At 67.0% G+C, this 19,055-nt stretch carries 18 protein-coding genes; 15 read left to right on the forward strand and 3 right to left on the reverse strand.

From position 1 onward, the window contains the following. From OEJ36_RS18550 to fdhA, 7 genes are all read left to right on the forward strand, one after another. Positions 1-86, forward strand: an 86-nt coding sequence (locus OEJ36_RS18550) for a hypothetical protein (RefSeq protein WP_263402886.1), incomplete at its 5' end; no start/stop codon positions are given. 15 nt (positions 87-101) lie between these two features. After that, positions 102-1,352 (forward strand): sarcosine oxidase subunit beta family protein, encoded by a 1,251-nt coding sequence (locus OEJ36_RS18555; RefSeq protein ID WP_184488474.1) that lies wholly within the window; start codon positions 102-104, stop codon positions 1,350-1,352. Positions 1,353-1,363: 11 nt separating this feature from the next. Beyond that, on the forward strand, positions 1,364-1,690 hold the full coding sequence (locus OEJ36_RS18560) for a sarcosine oxidase subunit delta (protein WP_021217044.1): 327 nt from the start codon (positions 1,364-1,366) through the stop codon (positions 1,688-1,690). Beyond that, the gene (locus tag OEJ36_RS18565) at positions 1,687-4,707 is read left to right on the forward strand and encodes a sarcosine oxidase subunit alpha (RefSeq protein ID WP_263402767.1); all 3,021 of its coding nucleotides are present in this window, start codon (positions 1,687-1,689) and stop codon (positions 4,705-4,707) included. The genes OEJ36_RS18560 and OEJ36_RS18565 overlap by 4 nt, the downstream gene beginning before the upstream one ends. A 57-nt stretch (positions 4,708-4,764) precedes the next feature. After that, positions 4,765-5,406: a sarcosine oxidase subunit gamma gene (locus OEJ36_RS18570; RefSeq protein ID WP_021217046.1), complete on the forward strand. Its 642-nt coding sequence runs from the start codon at positions 4,765-4,767 to the stop codon at positions 5,404-5,406. A 155-nt stretch (positions 5,407-5,561) separates the two neighbouring features. Next, complete coding sequence (purU, locus tag OEJ36_RS18575) at positions 5,562-6,419, forward strand: formyltetrahydrofolate deformylase (protein WP_263402768.1); 858 nt, start codon at positions 5,562-5,564, stop codon at positions 6,417-6,419. 187 nt (positions 6,420-6,606) lie between these two features. After that, positions 6,607-7,806, forward strand: a complete 1,200-nt coding sequence (fdhA, locus tag OEJ36_RS18580) for a formaldehyde dehydrogenase, glutathione-independent (protein WP_263402769.1) — start codon at positions 6,607-6,609, stop codon at positions 7,804-7,806. Positions 7,807-8,040: 234 nt separating this feature from the next. Here fdhA and betT read toward each other — a convergent pair whose 3' ends face one another. After that, positions 8,041-9,999: a choline transporter BetT gene (gene betT / locus OEJ36_RS18585; protein WP_263402888.1), complete on the reverse strand. Its 1,959-nt coding sequence runs from the start codon at positions 9,997-9,999 to the stop codon at positions 8,041-8,043. 316 nt (positions 10,000-10,315) lie between these two features. Next, the gene (locus OEJ36_RS18590; protein WP_263402770.1) at positions 10,316-11,209 is read right to left on the reverse strand and encodes an acyltransferase; all 894 of its coding nucleotides are present in this window, start codon (positions 11,207-11,209) and stop codon (positions 10,316-10,318) included. 164 nt (positions 11,210-11,373) lie between these two features. Between OEJ36_RS18590 and OEJ36_RS18595 the strand changes: the two genes are divergently transcribed. The 4 genes from OEJ36_RS18595 to creC all read left to right on the forward strand — a co-directional run bounded on the left by OEJ36_RS18595 (position 11,374) and on the right by creC (position 15,433). Continuing rightward, positions 11,374-12,630 carry an HD-GYP domain-containing protein gene (locus OEJ36_RS18595; RefSeq protein ID WP_263402771.1) on the forward strand — a complete coding sequence of 419 codons (1,257 nt, stop codon included), beginning with the start codon at positions 11,374-11,376 and terminating at the stop codon, positions 12,628-12,630. Between the two features lie 61 nt (positions 12,631-12,691). Further along, positions 12,692-13,210, forward strand: a complete 519-nt coding sequence (locus OEJ36_RS18600; RefSeq protein ID WP_263402772.1) for an ATP-dependent zinc protease — start codon at positions 12,692-12,694, stop codon at positions 13,208-13,210. Positions 13,211-13,299: 89 nt separating this feature from the next. After that, positions 13,300-13,995: a two-component system response regulator CreB gene (gene creB, locus OEJ36_RS18605; RefSeq protein ID WP_263402773.1), complete on the forward strand. Its 696-nt coding sequence runs from the start codon at positions 13,300-13,302 to the stop codon at positions 13,993-13,995. A gap of 13 nt (positions 13,996-14,008) precedes the next feature. Beyond that, positions 14,009-15,433 carry a two-component system sensor histidine kinase CreC gene (gene creC, locus OEJ36_RS18610; RefSeq protein ID WP_263402774.1) on the forward strand — a complete coding sequence of 475 codons (1,425 nt, stop codon included), beginning with the start codon at positions 14,009-14,011 and terminating at the stop codon, positions 15,431-15,433. A gap of 65 nt (positions 15,434-15,498) precedes the next feature. On the opposite strand, the gene OEJ36_RS18615 is transcribed toward creC, so the two are convergent. Continuing rightward, positions 15,499-16,224 carry a hypothetical protein gene (locus OEJ36_RS18615; protein ID WP_263402775.1) on the reverse strand — a complete coding sequence of 242 codons (726 nt, stop codon included), beginning with the start codon at positions 16,222-16,224 and terminating at the stop codon, positions 15,499-15,501. 142 nt (positions 16,225-16,366) lie between these two features. On the opposite strand from OEJ36_RS18615, the gene OEJ36_RS18620 reads away from it, so the two are divergent. From OEJ36_RS18620 to OEJ36_RS18635, 4 genes are all read left to right on the forward strand, one after another. Further along, a complete protein-coding gene (locus tag OEJ36_RS18620; RefSeq protein WP_021217056.1) occupies positions 16,367-16,804 on the forward strand; it encodes a CBS domain-containing protein in 438 nt (145 codons plus the stop codon). A gap of 358 nt (positions 16,805-17,162) precedes the next feature. Further along, positions 17,163-18,515, forward strand: coding sequence for a cell envelope integrity protein CreD (creD, locus tag OEJ36_RS18625; RefSeq protein ID WP_263402776.1), 1,353 nt, complete (start codon positions 17,163-17,165; stop codon positions 18,513-18,515). Positions 18,516-18,571: 56 nt separating this feature from the next. Then, positions 18,572-18,898 (forward strand): hypothetical protein, encoded by a 327-nt coding sequence (locus tag OEJ36_RS18630; RefSeq protein WP_263402777.1) that lies wholly within the window; start codon positions 18,572-18,574, stop codon positions 18,896-18,898. Further along, positions 18,888-19,055 (forward strand): hypothetical protein, encoded by a 168-nt coding sequence (locus tag OEJ36_RS18635; protein WP_263402778.1) that lies wholly within the window; start codon positions 18,888-18,890, stop codon positions 19,053-19,055. Before OEJ36_RS18630 ends, OEJ36_RS18635 begins: the two co-directional genes overlap by 11 nt.

Raw genomic sequence — 19,055 nt, forward strand, 5'->3', positions numbered from 1 at the left:
TCGACCACCTCGGTGATGCCGACGTCGAGGCCCAGGTGGCCAAACAGGTCGCGGCTCTCTGCGCCGACTTCCCCGTGTACCGCTGATCCAGGAGCACGCGCATGCAACGTTATTCCGGCTTCGGCCTGTTCAAGCACTCCCTCAGCCACCACGAGAACTGGCAGCGCATGTGGCGCAACCCCACGCCCAAGCCGGTCTACGACGTGATCGTGGTCGGCGGCGGTGGCCACGGGCTGGCCACGGCCTACTACCTGGCCAAGGAATTCGGCGTGAAGAACGTCGCCGTGGTGGAGAAGGGCTGGCTGGGCGGCGGCAACACCGCGCGCAACACCACCATCGTCCGCTCCAACTACCTGTGGGACGAGTCGGCGCACCTCTACGAGCATGCGATGAAGCTCTGGGAAAACCTCTCCCAGGATCTCAACTACAACGTCATGTACTCCGCCCGTGGCGTCTATAACCTGTGCCACACCCTGCAGGACCTGCGTGATTCCGAGCGCCGCGTGAGCGCCAACCGCCTCAACGGCATCGACGGCGAACTGCTCGACGCCAAGCAGGTGGCCGAGGAGATTCCCTACCTCGACTGCAGCAAGAACACCCGCTACCCGATCATGGGCTCCACCGTGCAGCGTCGCGGCGGCGTGGCCCGCCATGACGCCGTGGCCTGGGGCTATGCCCGCGCCGCCGACGCCCTGGGCGTCGACCTGCTGCAGAACACCGAGGTGATCGGCTTCCGCAAACAGGACGGCGTGGTGATCGGCGTCGAGACCAACCGCGGCTTCATCGGCGCCAAGCGCGTCGGCGTGGTCACCGCCGGCAACTCCGGGCACATGGCCAAGCTCGCCGGCTTCCGCCTGCCGCTGGAATCCCACCCGCTGCAGGCGCTGGTGTCCGAACCGATCAAGCCGGTTATCCACAGTGTGATCATGTCCAACGCCGTGCACGGCTACATCAGCCAGTCCGACAAGGGCGACCTGGTGATCGGTGCCGGCATCGACGGCTACAACGGCTACGGCCAGCGCGGTTCCTACCCGACCATCGAACACACCCTGCAGGCCATCGTCGAGATGTTCCCGGTGCTCTCCCGCGTGCGCATGAACCGCCAGTGGGGCGGCATCGTCGACACCACCCCCGACGCCTGCCCGATCATCGCCAAGACGCCGGTGCAGAACCTGTTCTTCAACTGCGGCTGGGGCACCGGCGGCTTCAAGGCCACCCCCGGTTCCGGCCACGTATTCGCGGCGAGCCTGGCCAAGGGTGAAATGCACCCGCTGGCCAAGCCCTTCTCCATCGAACGTTTCCACAACGGCGCACTGATCGACGAGCACGGCGCCGCTGCCGTGGCTCACTAAGGAGACCCGCCATGCTGCACATCTTCTGCCCCCACTGTGGCGAGCTGCGCTCCGAAGAGGAATTCCACGCCAAGGGCCAGGCGCACATCCCGCGCCCGCTGGACCCCAACGCCTGCACCGACGAGGAGTGGGGCGACTACATCTTCTTCCGCGACAACCCGCGCGGCATCCACCACGAGTTGTGGGTGCACGCGGCCGGCTGCCGCAAGTACTTCAACGTCACCCGCCACACCGTGACCTACGAAATCCTCGAGACCTACAAGGTCGGTGAACGCCCCGCCGTCACCGAAGCCGGGCCCCAGGAGAAGAAAGCCGTGGACCAAGGAGTAACGGCATGAGCCAGCCCAACCGTCTTTCCAAGGGTGGCCGCATCGACCGCGCCCAGCCCCTGACCTTCACCTTCAACGGGCAGAGCTACCAGGGCTACGCCGGCGACAGCCTGGCCGCCGCGCTGCTGGCCAACGGCGTCGACATCGTCGGCCGCAGCTTCAAGTATTCCCGCCCCCGCGGCATCGTCGCCGCCGGTGCCGAAGAGCCCAACGCCATCCTGCAGATCGGCTCCAGCCCCGCCACCCAGGTGCCCAACGTGCGCGCCACCCAGCAGGCGCTCTACGCCGGGCTGGTGGCCGGCAGCACCAACGGCTGGCCGAGCGTCAACACCGACCTGATGGGCATCCTCGGCAAGGTCGGCGGGCAGATGATGCCGCCCGGGTTCTACTACAAGACCTTCATGTACCCGCAGAACCTCTGGCTGACCTACGAGAAGTACATCCGCAAGGCCGCCGGCCTCGGCCGTGCGCCGACCGAGAACGACCCGGACATCTACGACCACATGAACCAGCACTGCGACGTGCTGGTGGTGGGCGCCGGCCCCGCCGGCCTTGCCGCGGCACTAGCCGCCGGCCGCAGTGGCGCGCGGGTGATCCTCGCCGATGAACAGGAAGAGTTCGGCGGCAGCCTGCTGGACACCCGCGAAACCCTGGACGGCAAGCCCGCCGCCGAGTGGGTGGCCCAGGTCATCGCCGAGCTGGAAAAGCTGCCGGAAGTGACCCTGCTGCCCCGCGCCACGGTCAACGGCTACCACGACCACAACTTCCTCACCATCCACCAGCGCCTCACCGACCACCTCGGCGAGACTGCGCCCATGGGCCAGGCCCGCCACCGCGTGCACCGCGTCCGTGCCAAGCGCGTGGTGCTGGCCGCCGGCGCCCACGAGCGGCCGCTGGTGTACGCCAACAACGACGTGCCGGGCAACATGCTCGCCGGCGCCGTCTCCACCTACGTGCGCCGCTACGGCGTGGCACCCGGCAAGGAGCTGGTGCTGTCCACCAACAACGATTACGCCTACCGCCTGGTACTGGACTGGCTCGACGCCGGGCAGAAAGTGGTGGCCGTGGCCGACGCCCGCAGCAACCCGCGCGGCGCCTGGGTCGAGGAGGCCCGTGCCCGTGGCGTGCGCATCCTCACCGGCAGCGCCGTGGTCGAGGCCCGTGGCGGCAAGCGCGTCAGCGGTGCGCGCATCTGCGCCATCGACACCCGTGCACACAAGGTCACCAGCCCCGGTGAAGTGGTGGACTGCGACCTGATCGCCACCTCCGGCGGCTACAGCCCGGTGGTACACCTGGCCTCGCACCTGGGCGGCAAGCCCACCTGGCGTGAAGACATCCTGGCCTTCGTACCGGGCGAGGGCGGCTTCCAGAAACGCATCTGCGCCGGCGCCGTCAATGGCGTGTTCGCCCTTGGCGACACCCTGGCCGACGGCTTCGAGGCCGGTGCCAAGGCCGCTGCCGAAGCGGGCTTCAAGGAAGTCAGCGGCAGCCTGCCGAAGGCCGAGAAGCGCCACGAGGAAGCCACCCTGGCGCTGTTCCAGGTGCCCCACGACAAATCCACCGCCCGTGCGCCCAAGCAGTTCGTCGACCTGCAGAACGACGTCACCTCCGCCGGCATCGAGCTGGCCACCCGCGAGGGCTTCGAGTCGGTCGAGCACGTCAAGCGTTACACCGCGCTGGGCTTCGGCACCGACCAGGGCAAGCTGGGCAACATCAACGGCCTGGCCATCGCCGCCCGTTCGCTGGGCATCAGCATCCCGGAAATGGGCACCACCATGTTCCGCCCGAACTACACCCCCGTGGCCTTCGGCGCCGTCGCCGGCCGCCACTGCGGGCACCTGTTCGAGCCCAAGCGCTACACCGCCATGCAGCGCTGGCACCTGGCCAATGGCGCCGAGTTCGAGGACGTCGGCCAGTGGAAGCGCCCCTGGTACTTCCCGAAGAACGGCGAGGACCTGCACGCCGCCGTGGCCCGCGAGTGCAAGGCCGTGCGTGACAGCGTGGGCATCCTCGATGCTTCCACCCTGGGCAAGATCGACATCCAGGGCCCGGACGCCCGCGAGTTCCTCAACCGCGTCTACACCAACGCCTGGACCAAGCTGGACGTGGGCAAGGCCCGCTACGGCCTGATGTGCAAGGAAGACGGCATGGTGATGGACGACGGCGTGACCGCCTGCCTCGCCGACAACCACTTCCTGATGACCACCACCACCGGCGGTGCCGCGCGCATCTTCGAGTGGCTGGAGATCTACCACCAGACCGAATGGCCGGAGCTCAAGGTGTACTTCACCTCGGTCACCGACCACTGGGCCACCATGACCCTGTCCGGCCCCAACAGCCGCAAGCTGCTGGCCGAGGTCACCGACATCGACCTGGACAAGGACGCCTTCCCCTTCATGAGCTGGAAGGAAGGCCTGGTCGGCGGCGTGCCGGCGCGGGTGTTCCGCATCTCCTTCACCGGCGAGCTGTCCTACGAGATCAACGTCCAGGCCGACTACGCCGCCGGCGTCTGGGAAAAGCTCATCGCCGCCGGTAAGCAATACAACCTGACCCCCTACGGCACCGAGACCATGCACGTGCTGCGGGCCGAGAAGGGTTTCATCATCGTCGGCCAGGACACCGACGGCTCGGTCACCCCGGACGACCTCGACATGGGCTGGGCCGTGGGCCGAAACAAGCCCTTCTCCTGGATCGGCTGGCGCGGCATGAACCGCGAGGACTGCGTGCGCGAAGACCGCAAGCAGCTGGTGGGCCTCAAGCCCCTGGACCCGAACAAGGTGCTGCCGGAAGGCTCGCAGCTGGTGTTCGACCCGAAGCAGTCGATCCCCATGACCATGGTCGGCCACGTCACCTCCAGCTACATGAGCGCGGCCATGGGCTATTCCTTCGCCCTCGCCGTGGTGCGGGGCGGTCTCAAGCGCATGGGCGAGAAGGTCTTCGCCCCGCTGGCGGACGGCAGCGTGATCGAGGCGGAGATCGTCAGCTCGGTGTTCTACGACCCGAAAGGGGAACGCCAGAATGTGTGAGCAACGGGCCAAGAGCATGGAATTCGACGGTGCCGGCGTGCACCAGGCAGGTGAGAAATGAGCGCAGTGAACGTGTACAAGCAGCGTCCGGATGAACTGGCCGGCGAGTCGCCGCTGTTCCACGCCGGGCTCGACGAGCTGGCCGGCAAGGGCGCCCTGGGCAAGTCCGGCGCCGCCGGCGTGACCCTGCGCGAGAAGCAGTTGCTGGGCCACCTGGTGCTGCGTGGCGATGCCCGCGACCCGGCCTTCGCCGGCGGCGTGCACAAGGCCCTGGGCCTGGAGCTGCCGGTGGCGCTGACCCTAGTGGCCAGCGGCGAGACCTCGCTGCAGTGGCTGTCGCCGGACGAGTGGCTGCTGATCCTGCCCCGTGGCGAGGAGTTCGCCGCCGAGCAGCGCCTGCGCGCCGCCCTGGAAGGGCTGCACCACGCGGTGATCAACGTCAGCGGCGGGCAGACCCTGCTGGAGCTGAGCGGGCCGAAGGTGCGCGAGATGCTGATGAAGTCCACGCCCTATGACCTGCACCCGAGCAACTTCCCGGTGGGCAAGGCGGTGGGCACCACCTTCGCAAAGTCGCAACTGGTGATCCGCCACACCGGCGAGGACACCTGGGAACTGCTGATCCGCCGCAGCTTCTCCGACTACTTCTGGCTCTGGCTGCAGGACGCCAGCGCCGAGTACGGGCTGGCGATCAAGGCTTGAGAGGTAGGGTGGACGACGCTCTTTTCGTCCACCGCAGGACAGCCAGGGTGGGTGAAGCGTCATCCACCTTGCGCCTGCATCCGTAGGTTGGTGCCGAGCGCAGCGAGGCCCAACGTGGCCCGTACCAACCTGCCGCCGTACCCGAGGAGATCGACATGAGCCGCACCCCCGATACCTGGATCCTCACCGCCCATTGCCCCAGCGTGCTGGGGACCGTGGACGCGGTGACGCGCTTTCTCTACGAACAGCGCTGCTACGTCACCGAGCACCACTCCTTCGACGACCGGCTCTCCGCGCGCTTCTTCATCCGCATCGAGTTCCGCCAGCCCGACGGCTTCGAGGAGCAGGCCTTCCGCGCCGCCCTGGCCGAGCGTGTGGCGCCCTTCGACATGCAGATCGAGCTGACCCCACCCAGCTACCGCGCCAAGGTGGTGCTGATGGTCAGCAAGGCCGACCACTGCCTCAACGACCTGCTCTACCGCCAGCGCATCGGCCAGCTGGCCATGGACGTGGTCGCGGTGGTGTCCAACCATCCGGACCTGGAGCCCCTGGCCCGCTGGCACGGGATTCCTTATCACCACTTCCCCCTCGACCCCAACGACAAGCCCGCCCAGGAGCGGCGCGTGTTGCAGGTGATCGAGGACACCGGCGCCGAACTGGTGGTGCTCGCCCGCTACATGCAGGTGCTGTCCCCCGAGCTGTGCCGGCGCCTGGACGGCTGGGCGATCAACATCCACCACTCGCTGCTGCCCGGCTTCAAGGGTGCCAAGCCGTACCACCAGGCATACCAGAAGGGCGTCAAGCTGGTGGGGGCGACCGCCCACTACATCAACAACGACCTCGACGAGGGGCCGATCATCGCCCAGGGCGTGGAGCCGGTGGACCACGCCCACTACCCCGAGGACCTGATCGCCAAGGGCCGCGACATCGAATGCCTGACCCTGGCCAAGGCCGTGGGCCTGCACATCGAGCGCCGGGTGTTCCTCAACGCCAACCGCACCGTGGTGCTCTGAGCAACAGACGTAGCCCGGGCTTCAGCCCGGGAGCGGGCCAGACCCCGGACTGAGGTCCGGCTACAGATTTCGGCAGCCGCCCTGCCAGTTCCACCCGGCGGCTCCGGCAACAGACACACGCTCCAGTACAAGGCCGCGTGGCCCCAGGCCGCGCCTTTGTATCAACAACAACAAAGGAGATTCATGCATGTCTGGTAATCGTGGTGTTGTTTATCTCGGCGCGGGCAAGGTCGAGGTGCAGAAGATCGACTATCCCAAGATGCAGGACCCGCGCGGTCGCAAGATCGAGCACGGGGTCATCCTGCGCGTGGTATCCACCAACATCTGCGGCTCGGACCAGCACATGGTGCGCGGCCGTACCACCGCCCAGGTCGGCCTGGTGCTCGGCCACGAGATCACCGGCGAGGTGATCGAGAAGGGCAGCGACGTCGAGAACCTGAAGATCGGCGACCTGGTTTCCGTGCCCTTCAACGTCGCCTGCGGTCGCTGCCGTTCCTGCAAGGAACAGCACACCGGCGTCTGCCTCACCGTCAACCCGGCCCGTGCCGGCGGCGCCTACGGCTATGTCGACATGGGCGACTGGACCGGTGGCCAGGCCGAGTACGTGCTGGTGCCCTACGCCGACTTCAACCTGCTGAAGCTGCCGGACCGCGACAAGGCCATGGAGAAGATCCGCGACCTGACCTGCCTCTCCGACATCCTGCCCACCGGCTACCACGGTGCGGTCACCGCCGGCGTCGGCCCGGGCTCCACCGTCTACATCGCCGGTGCCGGCCCCGTCGGCCTCGCCGCTGCCGCCTCTGCGCGCCTGCTGGGCGCCGCGGTGGTGATAGTCGGCGACGTCAACCCGGTGCGCCTGGCCCATGCCAAGGCCCAGGGCTTCGAGATCGCGGACCTGTCCAAGGACACCCCGCTGCACGAACAGATCGCTGCCCTGCTGGGCGAGCCGGAAGTGGACTGCGCCGTCGACGCCGTGGGCTTCGAAGCCCGTGGCCACGGTCATGCCGGTGCCCAGCACGAGGCGCCGGCTACGGTGCTCAACTCGCTGATGGGTGTGGTGCGGGTCGCCGGCAAGATCGGCATCCCCGGCCTCTACGTCACCGAAGACCCGGGCGCGGTGGACGCGGCCGCCAAGATCGGCAGCCTGAGCATCCGCTTCGGCCTCGGCTGGGCCAAGTCCCACAGCTTCCACACCGGCCAGACCCCGGTGATGAAGTACAACCGCCAGCTCATGCAGGCCATCATGTGGGACCGCATCAACATTGCCGAAGTGGTCGGCGTGCAGGTGATCGGCCTGGACGACGCGCCCCGTGGCTACGGCGAGTTCGACGCCGGCGTGCCGAAGAAATTCGTCATCGACCCGCACAAGCTGTTCAGCGCCGCCTGACCCACCCGCAAACCCCCGGTGCCGCGTCTGCTACGTTGCGGTACCTGTTTCGAGGAGCCCTTGGGCTCCTCTTTTTTATGGGGGCGGGTGATCTCGAACTCCGGGCTTTCCCCGGCGCGTTGCGCTTTCCGTAGGAGCGAGCTCTGCTCGCGAAGCTCTTGCCCTGCTCAAGAGAAATGTCGGGTTCCACCCGACCTACGGCTCTGGTAACCCGGGCTTCAGCCCGGGGCCTGGTCAACGCACCAGGTGCAGGAACTGCAGGTGCCGTTCGTACTGGTCGAGCATGTCGTTGATGATCTGCTCGCGGCTGTAGCCCACCAGGTCGTAGTCCTGGCTGCCTTCGGCCAGGTGTACCTCTGCGCGGTAGTAGCGGCGGTTGCGCAGGTTGCGCGCGTCCAGGCCGGCGACGGCGAAGGAGGGCGTGAAGTAGCCGCGCATCACCACCCGGTAGAGGAAGGGCGATTCTTCGCCGTGGCCCACTTCCAGGCTGAGGCTGGCATTGGCCGGGTCCAGCTCGGTTTCCACCCGCAGCGACTTCTCGCGGAACTGCTCGGCCACCGCCTCCATGGCCGGGCGCACCTCCTGCTCCATGAAACGGTACACCTCGTCCCGCGAGGGGAAGTGCACCGCCTGGCTGAGGCGCTGGCGCCAGCCGCCCTTGCGTGGCCGCTGGTCCAGTGGCGCCAGGGAATGCAGGCGCGCGCGCTGGCGCTGGGACTCCAGGTAGAAGGCCTTGTGCAGGCCCCACATCATCAGCAGCAGGATCAGCGAGAAGGGCAGGGAGGTGAGCACCACCGCCGACTTCAGCGCATCGATGCTGCCGGCGAACAGCAGCCCGCTGGTGATCAGCGCGGTCATCGCGCCCCAGAACACCCGCAGCCACTTGGGCCCGTCCTCGCCTTCCTCGCCGCCGCGTGCGGAGAGGGTCGACAACACCACGGTGCCGGAGTCGGCGGAGGTGACGAAGAACACGAAGCTGACGAACACCGTCACCGCGATCACGGTACGGCTCCAGGGGTAGGTTTCCAGCAGGCGGTAGATGACCATCGACGGGTCTTCGATGGCGCCGACGGCGAGCTCGGTCATGCCGTGGTTGAGCACCAGTTCCAGGGCGCTGTTGCCGAAGATCGACATCCACGCCAGGGTGAAGCCGAGGGGGATGAACAGCACGCCGAAAACGAATTCGCGGATGGTGCGCCCACGGGAGATGCGCGCGATGAACAGGCCGACGAAGGGCGCCCAGGCGATCCACCAGGCCCAGTAGAACACCGTCCAGTCGCCCAGCCAGCCGGAAGGGCTGTTCCAGGCGTAGAGGTCGAAGCTCTTGGCCGGCACCGTGCTCAGGTAGTCGCCGACGTTCTGCACCAGCATGTTCAGCAGGTGCTGGGTGGGCCCGGCGAAGAGCACGAACAGCAGCAGCGAGCAGGCCAGCAGCATGTTGATGTCGGACATCACCCGCACGCCCTTCTCCACGCCGCTCACCGCCACCAGCACCGCGGCGCCCATCATCAGGGCGATCAGCAGCACCTGCACCCACTGGTTGTGGGGGATACCGAACAGGTAGTCGAGGCCGGCGTTCAGGTGCAGCACGCCGAAGCCCATGTCCGCGCCCAGGCCGAACACCGTGGCGATGATGCCGAAGGCATCCACCGTATAGCCGATGGGGCCGTTGATGCGCTTGCCGATCAGCGGGTAGAGCGCCGAGCGCAGGGCCAGCGGCAGGTTGTGGCGGTAGGCGAAGTAGGCCAGGGCCATGGCCACCAGGGCGAACACGCCCCAGCCGTGCAGGCCCCAGTGGAGGAACAGCAGCTGCATCGCCTGGCGCGCCGCCTCGGGCCCGCCAGCCTCGCCCTGGGGCGGCTGCAGCAGGTGGGTCAGCGGCTCGGAGACGCAGAAGAAGAACAGGGTGATGCTGATGCCGGCGGCGAACAGCATGCCGGCCCAGGACAGGTAGCTGAACTCGGGTTCGTCATGGTCGGCGCCGAGCTTGATCTTGCCGTAGCCGGACAGCGCGGTGACCACCACGAACACCAGGTACAGGGTCATGGCCAGCAGGTAGTACCAGCCCACGCTGTTGGCGGCCCAGGCCTGGGCCAACAGCAGCCAGGCGCCGGCCTGCTCGGTGAAGGCCACCACCAGCAGGCCGAAGACCAGGACGAAGGCGGCCGAGCCGATCAGCACGGGCGGGTTCATGCGCAGCGGCAGGCTGCCAGGAGGATTGGGCACGCTCACGGTCGGGCGGCCCCTTGGTCGAGGGGGGAGGGGGTTGGCAAGAAATACTCCTTTGACGCAGGTTCAGGCACGCGCCTGATGAGAGACGAGAGGGGGCCTTTGGGTTCCTTTTAAATTGATCGAGCGTTCAATATAAACACGGCAAGCGTCTTTTCGGCCAATTCCCACAGCCTGTCGCGCACGGCTTCGCCGCCCCCTGAGCCAGTGCTCAAGGGGGCTGTGCCGTTTCGTCGGAAAATCCTGCGAAGGGAGGTGGGCGACGCCAGGTGTGGCCGATTCAGCCCTGCAATTCGCTGCGCAGCTGTTCGATGCGCGCGTCCTTCTCGGCCCAGAGGCGGGTCACCCAGTCCTGGATGTGCTGGCGGAATTGCGGGTCGTTCTCGTAGTCGCCCTGCCACAGCGAGGGGTCGATGTCGCGGGTCTGGATGTCGACGATCACCTTGGGCACCTGGCCGGACACCAGCGCCCAGAAGCCGGGCACCTGCTTGTCGGGGTAGATCAGGGTGACGTCGAGCATGGCATCGAGCTGTTCGCCCAGGGCGGCGAGCACGAAGGCCACGCCGCCGGCCTTGGGCTTGAGCAGGTGGCGGTAGGGCGAGCCCTGTTGCGCCTGCTTGGCCGGGGTGAAGCGCGTGCCTTCGAGGTAGTTGACCACCGTCACCGGCAGGCGCTTGAACTTCTCGCAGGCGGCCTTGGTGATCTCCAGGTCCTTGCCCTTCATCTCCGGGTGCTTGTCGAGGAAGGCCTTGGAGTAGCGCTTCATGAAGGGGTAATCCAGCGCCCAGAAGGCCAGTCCGATGAAGGGCACCCAGATCAGCTCTTTCTTGAGGAAGAACTTGAAGTAGGGCGTCTTGCGGTTGAAGGCCTGCACCAGGGCGGGAATGTCCACCCAGGACTGGTGGTTGGACACCACCAGGTAGGAGGTATCGCTGCGCAGGCCGTCGCCGCCACGGATGTCCCAGACGGTGGGGGTGAGCAGGGCGAAGATGCGCTTGTCGTTCTCGGCCCAGGCTTCGGCGATCCACATCACCGCGCGGGAGCAGGCGTCCTTGAGGGCCTGCCCGGGCAGGATCAGCTTCAGCAGGGCGATCAGCAGCATGGGGCCGATCAGCACCAGGGTGTTGATCAGGATGAGCAGGATGGTGGTGATACCGGTCAGCAGCGCCCGCATAGGTCCTTGGCTCCTTGGCCTGTGGGTGGCGTTGCCATGATACGCAGTAGGCTTCGCTTGCCAAGACGTGACGGGGTGCGAAAGTCCATCGCGGGTGGCTGTCCTGGCAGCTGGCCATCAGGCATGATGGAGCCGCATTCGTGTAATTCCATCGAGTGGCCATCGTGCTGAAGAAGATCGCTGTGTCCGACCTGCGCCTGGGCATGTACGTCCAGGAGTTATGCGGTTCATGGATGGACCACCCCTTCTGGAAGAGCAGCTTCCTGCTGAAATCCGAAAAGGACCTCGCCCGCATCCTCGACAGTGCCGTCACCGAGGTGTGGATAGACGCGTCCAAAGGCCTGGATATCGACTCGGATTCCGCCACGGGCGGCAGCACCGCCGAGCAGGTGCAGCAGGAGGCCGAGGCACGCCTGCTGGAGGCCGCCAAGGCGCCGCCGGTGGTGGTCAGCCCGGCGAGCATGGAAGAGGAACTGTCCCGCGCGGTGCAGCTCTGCGCCCGTTCCCGCGAGGCGGTGATGGAGATGTTCAGCGACGCCCGCCTCGGCCACGCCATCGAGCTGGGCCAGGCTGCGGAGCTGGTGGAATCCATCACCAATTCGGTGCTGCGCCACCCCAATGCCCTGATCAGCCTGGCGCGGCTCAAGCGCTCCGACGAATACACCTACATGCATTCGGTGGCCGTCTGCGCGCTGATGATCGCCCTGGCGCGCCAGCTGCAGCTCAGCGAGGCCCAGGTGCGCGAAGCCGGCCTGGCCGGCCTGCTCCACGATATCGGCAAGATGGCCGTGCCCCTGGACCTGCTGAACAAGCCCGGCGCCCTCACCGACGCCGAGTTCGCCACGGTACGCCACCACCCCCAGGCCGGCGCGCGCATGCTCATCGACAGCCGCCAGGTCAGCGCACTGGTGCTGGACGTCTGCCTGCACCACCACGAGAAGTTCGACGGCAGCGGCTACCCGCACCGCCTTGGCGGCGAGCAGATCAGCCTGCTGGCGCGCATGGGTGCGGTCTGCGACGTGTATGACGCCATCACCTCCGACCGCCCCTACAAGAAGGGCTGGGCGCCGGCCGAGGCGCTGCACAAGATGGCCGAATGGACCAAGGGGCACTTCGACCCCCAGGTGTTCCAGGCCTTCGTCAAGGCCGTGGGCATCTACCCCACCGGCTCCCTGGTGCGCCTGGAAAGCGGTCGCCTCGGCGTGGTGATCGACCAGAACGCCCGCTCGCTGCTGCTGCCGCGGGTCAAGGTGTTCTTTTCGGCCCGTTCGAAGGTGCCGATTCCCCAAGAGGTGATCGACCTCGCCGCCCTCGCCGGCCGCGACCGCATCATCGGCCGCGAAGCCCCGGAAGACTGGGGCTTCCGCAACCTCGACGCCCTCTGGGGTGGCGAGCGCCTGCCCCCTGCCAGGGCGAAGTGACGCGAACGAATGGGCGGCCATCCAGTCCTACTCCCTGCACCCTGAATCCGAGGAACACGAGTTGAAGCGCCTTCTCGCCCTGCTGACCCTGGTCGCCCTGCCGGCCTTCGCCGCCGATGAGCCCGATCTCTACGGCCGCTACGAATACATCCGCCTGCCGGAGATCGGCCAGACCCTCAAGGCCAAGATGGACACCGGCGCCCTGACCGCCTCGTTGTCGGCCAAGGACATCGAGCGCTTCAAGCGTGACGGTGACGACTGGGTGCGTTTCCGCCTGGCCACCAAGGATGCCGACGACACCGTCTACGAGCACCGCCTGGCGCGCATCAGCAAGATCAAGACGCGCTCCGAGGAAGCCGGCGACGACGAGGACGACGAGCGCGAAAAGGCCGACCCGACCAAGCGCCCGGTGATCGAGATGGAAATGTGCCTGGGCGACACCAAGCGCACCGTCGAGGTGAACCTCACCGACCGCAGCAGCTTCAACTACCCGCTGCTGATCGGCGCCAAGGCCCTGCGCGAGTTCCGCGCCGCCATCTACGCCGGGCGCAAGTTCACCGCCGGCAAGCCCCAGTGCTGAGCCACGGCTGAGCCAAGGGCCTCGGCGGGATTGACGCCGCCCGAGGCCTGCGGCACCGTGCCGGCTATTTCCCCGCCTGCACGGACGCCATGCCCAATATCCTGATTGTCGAAGACGAAGCGGCCATCGCCGACACCCTGGTCTATGCCCTGCAGGCTGACGGTTTCGACGTCACCTGGCTGAGCCTGGCCGGCGAGGCGCTGGAACTGCTGGCCCGTGACCCGTTCGACCTGGTCATCCTCGACGTCGGCCTGCCCGACATCAGCGGCTTCGAGGCCTGCAAGCGGCTGCGGCGCTTCTCCGAGGTGCCGGTGATCTTCCTCACCGCCCGGGATGCCGAGATCGACCGCGTGGTGGGCCTGGAGATCGGCGCCGACGACTACGTGGTCAAGCCCTTCAGCCCCCGCGAGGTGGCCGCCCGGGTGCGCGCCATCCTCAAGCGCACCGCGCCCCGGGAAGCCGCGCCGGCCAGCGTGCCCGCACCGGCGGCCGAGGGCGCCTTCGTGGTGGATGCGGAGCGTGTGCGCATCCATTACCTGGGCCAGTTGCTCAGCCTCACCCGCCACGAATTCCGCCTGCTGCAGACGCTGCTGGCCCAGCCCGAGCGGGTGTTCAGCCGCGAGCAGCTGCTGGATTCGGTGGGCGTCGCCAGCGATGCCGGCTACGAACGCAGCATCGACAGCCACATCAAGAGCCTGCGCGCCAAGCTGCGCCTGGTGAATGCCGATGCCGAGCCGATCCAGACCCACCGCGGCGTAGGCTACAGCTACGATCCCAACGCCTGACCGGAGCCCCGCCATGCCGCTCGGCGTCCGCATCTTCCTGGTGTACTTCCTCTTCGTCGGCCTGGCCGGCTACTTCGTGCTGAGCACGGTGATGGACGAGATCCGTCCCGGCGTGCGCCAGTCCACCGAAGAGACCCTGGTGGACACCGCCAACCTGCTGGCCGAGATCCTCCGCGACCCGGTGCGCGACGGCACCCTGGGCCAGAGCAACCTGCCCGAGCTGCTCAAGGCCTACGGCAAGCGCCAGCCGGGCGCCGAGATCTGGGGCGTGCGCAAGACCGAGGTGAACCACCGCATCTATGTCACCGACGGCACCGGCAAGGTGCTGCTGGACTCCAGCGGCCTGGCCGTGGGCCAGGACTATTCCGGCTGGAACGACGTGCTGCTGACCCTGCGTGGCGAGTATGGCGCCCGCTCCACCCGTGAAGACCCCAGCGACCCGGATTCCTCGGTGATGTACGTAGCGGCGCCGATCCGCGACAACGGCCAGATCATCGGTGTCGTCTCGGTGGCCAAGCCCAACCGCTCGCTGCAGCCCTACATCTACCGCTCGCAGATGCGCCTGGCCTGGCTCGGTGCCGGGCTCATCGGCCTCGGCCTGCTGATCGGCGGGCTGCTGTCCTGGTGGCTCAGCGGCTCCCTGCGGCGCCTCACCCGCTACGCCCAGGCCGTGAGCGAAGGCCAGCGCGCCGAGCTGCCCACCCTGCGCGGTGGCGAACTGGCGCAGCTGGCCCGGGCCGTGGAGCGCATGCGCACCGAGCTGGAAGGCAAGGCCTACGTCGAGCGCTACGTGCACACCCTGACCCATGAACTGAAGAGCCCGCTGGCGGCCATCCGTGGTGCGGCCGAGCTGCTGGAAGGCGAGATGCCCGTGGCGCAGCGCCAGCGCTTCGTGGCCAATATCAGCGGCGAGAGCGCGCGCCTGCAGCACCTGATCGAACGGCTGCTGTACCTCGCCCAGGTGGAGCAGCGCCAAGGGCTGGAAGAGCGCGTGCCGGTGCCGCTGGCGCCCCTGGTGGAAGACCTGTTGCAGGCCCAGGCGGCACGGATCGAATCCGCCGGGTTGCGCATCGAGAACGCGGTGAATATCGGCCTGGAAGCCCTGGGCGAACGCTTCCTGTTGCGCCAGGCACTGGCCAACCTGCTGGACAACGCCCTGGACTTCACCCCCGCCGGCGGCCTGATCCGTATCGTCGCCACCCTGGACGGCCACGAGCTGGACCTGCGCCTGTTCAACCAGGGTGAAGCCATTCCCGATTACGCCCTGCCGCGCCTCACCGAGCGCTTCTACTCCCTGCCGCGCCCGGGCAGCGGTCGCAAGAGCACCGGCCTGGGGCTCAACTTCGTCCAGGAAGTGGCGCAGCTGCACGGCGGTTCCGTGCAGGTCTGCAACCTCGAAGGGGGCGTGGAAGTCCGCCTGCGCCTGCCGGCGGCCTGAGCCACGGATGCACCATCGCGGTGCGTCTTTTCATCCAGGGGTTCGGCACCTGTCGCCGGGGAGCATCACTCCGCCGTGGCCACCGGCGTGCTCTTCGCGTATTTCGCCACCACGCCTTTCCAGAACGCCGGGAAGCCCTCGCTGAAGCGGCTGAAGGCAGCTTTCTCGGCACGGTTCTTCGACTCGGCCACGGCGTCCTCGGTGGACCAGGTGCTGGAGCGCTGCTCCTCCTGGGCGGTGGCTTCGGTGGAGCCGTAGATGTAGCCGCTGCGCACGTCGACCAGGATGCCGGCGACGGTGGCGGTGACATGCGCCTGGTGGTTGGGCAGGAAGCCCAGCGACACCGCCGTCAGCGGGCCCAGCGGGGTGCTGTCGACGTAGAACTTGGTGTCCACGGTGTAGACCAGCAGCAGGTCCGAGCGCATGTGCGCGGCGGGCAGGCGCAGGTCCTTCAGGCTCTTCATGCCGTTGGGGGTGAGCAGGCGGCTCAGGGGCGCGGCCTGGCTGATCAGCGGTTGCTCGGCGATGCGTGCCAGGTCGGCATCGGACTCGATGTCGCGGGTCTGCACCACCTCGAAGCCGTCGTTGTAGCCACTGGCGACGCGGACGATGCTCAGTTGCGCGGGGAAGGGGCTGGCAGGTTTCTTGCTGAACAGCTGCTCGATATCGGCGTCATCGATGCCGGTCAGGGATACGCCCTGGTCGGGGGTGACATAGCTCTTGCTGGAGCAACCGCCGAGCATGAGCAGCGACAGGGCGGCGAGGGTGCAGAGGGTCTTGCGGGTACGCATGGAATCTCCTTTTCCGAAGGGCCGGAGGGCCCGACTGGCGGCGATTCTGCCGCTTCTTGCGGGCGCCCACAATTGACTATTCTCAGATCGTCGCCGTGCATGGAACGCGGTGCGTATAACAACGAGAAACCGGGAGCAGCCAATGAAGAGCGTCGCCGAAATACTGCGGGGCAAACCCCACACGACCATCTACCGCGTGGACCCCACCACCACCGTGCTGGAGGCGGCCGAACTCATGGCCGAGAAAGGTATCGGCGCGGTGCTGGTGATGGAGCGTGACGAACTGGTGGGCATCGTCACCGAGCGCGACTACGTGCGCCGCGTGGCCGCCAAGGACCGTTCCTCCTACGGCACCGAAGTGCAGGAGATCATGACCTCCAACCTCTTCGTGGTCGGCCCGAAGGACAGCAACCAGTTCTGCATGCAGCTGATGACCGAGAAGAACCTGCGTCACCTGCCCGTGCTGGACGACGGCAAGGTGATCGGCCTTCTGTCCATCCGCGACCTGGTGCGCGACATCACCGCCGAGCAGGAAAGCCTGATCCATCATCTGGAGGACTATATCCGCGGGTCATGCTGATCGTTGGATGTGGGCGCCTGACCCTTGTGAGAGCGAATTCATTCGCGAATGTGGCCTGTAGGGTGGATGACGCTTCACCCATCCACCGGGCGGTGTTCCGTCTCGCGCATTACGCATTATCGGGCACCTCGTAGGGTGGGCCGGACGGCGTTCCGCGAGTGAAGCGAAACCCATGTGGCAATGTTCAACTCCGCTGATGGGTTTCGCTTCGCTCTACCCATCCTACGGTTTGCTTCCTGGCTTGCCTGCGCGGCCCCACTCTCCACCCAATTCCCACACAAACTCCACACTTCCCCCATAGCCCCACCTTGGGCGGGCTCCAGACTTTCCCATCGAGAACACATGAGGAGAGTCCGAGATGACCCGTACCCTGGGTTTCAAGCTGGGCGCCATCGCCCTGTTGATCCTGCTGTTGCTGATCCCGCTGCTGATGATCGACGGCCTGATCGACGAGCGTCAGCAGGCCCGTGACGGCGTGCTGGCGAACATCGCCCAGAGTTCCAGCTACAGCCAGCAGGTGACGGGGCCGATCCTGGTGGTGCCCTACCGCCGCGTGATCCGCGAGTGGAAGACCAACGAGAAGACCGGCCAGCGCTACCTCGACGAGAGCGAGGAGCACAGCCGCCTGTTCTTCCTGCCGGAGCGCCTGCGCATGGTCGGCGACGTGGATACCGAGCTGCGGGCCCGGGGCATCTACCAGGCGCGGTTGTACAAGAGCGATAGCCGCGTCAGCGGGCAGTTCGTGCTGCCGGCCAACTACGGCATCGATGACGGCCTGGCCGACTACCGCTTCGAGGCGCCTTTCCTGGCGGTGGGCATCAGCGACATCCGTGGCATCAGCAACGCGCTGAAGCTGGAGCTCAACGGCCGCAGCTTCGACTTCCAGCCCGGCAGCGGCGACCCGGTACTGGCCGGTGGCGTGCATGTGCCGCTGCCGAGCCTGCTGACGGCGGAGGTGCAGAACCTCGACTTCGCCTTCGACCTCAAGCTGCAGGGCACCGAGTCGCTGAGCATCACCCCGGTGGGGCGTGACAGCCAGGTGGAGCTGAAGTCCGGCTGGCCACACCCGAGCTTCGTCGGCGAGTTCCTGCCCGCCGAGCGCGAGGTGCGTGGCGACGGCTTCAGTGCCCGCTGGCAGACCAGCTTCTTCGCCACCGACATGGAAGCGGCCCTGGCCAACTGTGCCTACGCCGAGCGTTGCGAGGCCTTCAACAGCAAGGTGTTCGGCGTCAGCTTCGTCGACCCGGTGGACCAGTACCTGAAGACCGATCGCGCCATCAAGTACGCCCTGCTGTTCATCTGCCTGACCTTCGCCGGCTTCTTCCTCATGGAAGTGCTCAAGCGCCTGGCGGTGCACCCGGTGCAGTACGCCCTGGTGGGCCTGGCCCTGGCGTTCTTCTACCTGCTGCTGCTGTCGCTGTCCGAGCACCTGGAGTTCGCCCTGGCCTACGGCCTCTCCGCGGCGGCCTGCGTGCTACTGGTGGGTTTCTACGTCAGCCACGTGTTGCACAGCTGGGCCCGTGGCGCGGGCTTCACCGCCGGGCTGGCGGCGCTCTACGGGATGCTCTACGGCCTGCTCAGCGCCGAGGACTACGCGCTGCTGATGGGCTCGCTGCTGGTGTTCGGCCTGCTGGCCTGCGTGATGGTGCTGACCCGCAAGCTCGACTGGTACGGCGTTGGTGCCGTCAAACCCGCCCAGGTCCAGGGCTGATAACCCCGGGCGCGGCCACCGCCGCGCCCCTTCAGGAGGAAGAAAAGATGCGCGCAATGGTGCAATTCACAGCCTGCTTCGCCCTTGGCCTGGTGATTTCGGTACTGATCCTCGGCGGCCTGATGTTCGCCGGCAATTTCGGTTTCATCGACCTCTGGCTGATCACCGGCAAGCCGTTGGCCAACCTGGCGCTGATGGTGCTGCCCGAGTCCTTCTGGCACGCGCTGACCGGCGTCATCGACCCCCGCAACAACCCTTCGGTGAACTCCTTCCTGCAGCTGTGCGTGGCGCTCTCCCAGGGCGCCTTGCTGCTGGCGGCCGGGTTCTTCCGCCTGTGGTACTGGCACCGTGATGAAGAGGAGGAAACCCGCGATGCGCGGTGAACTGCATGAAGAACGCGTGATCAGCCGCCGCCTGGCCTCACGCATCGCCGAGTTGTTCCCCGGTTACCGGGCGGAAAGGCAGGGGGTGGTGATCGGTTTCGAGCCCTGGCCGGGGCGGGCAGAGCCTCCCCGGCAACCGCAGCGGCTGGCTCGCTGA

The organism is Pseudomonas sp. PDM13 (genome assembly GCF_025685765.1).
Taxonomy (GTDB): domain Bacteria; phylum Pseudomonadota; class Gammaproteobacteria; order Pseudomonadales; family Pseudomonadaceae; genus Metapseudomonas; species Metapseudomonas solani.

Excerpts from the sequence above, each read along its gene's own strand:
- OEJ36_RS18555 (WP_184488474.1), top strand. The coding sequence starts at position 102 with ATGCAACGTTATTCCGGCTTCGGCCTGTTCAAGCACTCCCTCAGCCAC.
- OEJ36_RS18560 (WP_021217044.1), top strand. The coding sequence starts at position 1,364 with ATGCTGCACATCTTCTGCCCCCACTGTGGCGAGCTGCGCTCCGAAGAG.
- OEJ36_RS18565 (WP_263402767.1), top strand. The coding sequence starts at position 1,687 with ATGAGCCAGCCCAACCGTCTTTCCAAGGGTGGCCGCATCGACCGCGCC.
- OEJ36_RS18570 (WP_021217046.1), top strand. The coding sequence starts at position 4,765 with ATGAGCGCAGTGAACGTGTACAAGCAGCGTCCGGATGAACTGGCCGGC.
- purU (WP_263402768.1), top strand. The coding sequence starts at position 5,562 with ATGAGCCGCACCCCCGATACCTGGATCCTCACCGCCCATTGCCCCAGC.
- fdhA (WP_263402769.1), top strand. The coding sequence starts at position 6,607 with ATGTCTGGTAATCGTGGTGTTGTTTATCTCGGCGCGGGCAAGGTCGAG.
- betT (WP_263402888.1), bottom strand. The coding sequence starts at position 9,999 with ATGAACCCGCCCGTGCTGATCGGCTCGGCCGCCTTCGTCCTGGTCTTC.
- OEJ36_RS18590 (WP_263402770.1), bottom strand. The coding sequence starts at position 11,209 with ATGCGGGCGCTGCTGACCGGTATCACCACCATCCTGCTCATCCTGATC.
- creB (WP_263402773.1), top strand. The coding sequence starts at position 13,300 with ATGCCCAATATCCTGATTGTCGAAGACGAAGCGGCCATCGCCGACACC.
- creC (WP_263402774.1), top strand. The coding sequence starts at position 14,009 with ATGCCGCTCGGCGTCCGCATCTTCCTGGTGTACTTCCTCTTCGTCGGC.
- OEJ36_RS18615 (WP_263402775.1), bottom strand. The coding sequence starts at position 16,224 with ATGCGTACCCGCAAGACCCTCTGCACCCTCGCCGCCCTGTCGCTGCTC.
- OEJ36_RS18620 (WP_021217056.1), top strand. The coding sequence starts at position 16,367 with ATGAAGAGCGTCGCCGAAATACTGCGGGGCAAACCCCACACGACCATC.
- creD (WP_263402776.1), top strand. The coding sequence starts at position 17,163 with ATGACCCGTACCCTGGGTTTCAAGCTGGGCGCCATCGCCCTGTTGATC.
- OEJ36_RS18630 (WP_263402777.1), top strand. The coding sequence starts at position 18,572 with ATGGTGCAATTCACAGCCTGCTTCGCCCTTGGCCTGGTGATTTCGGTA.
- OEJ36_RS18635 (WP_263402778.1), top strand. The coding sequence starts at position 18,888 with ATGCGCGGTGAACTGCATGAAGAACGCGTGATCAGCCGCCGCCTGGCC.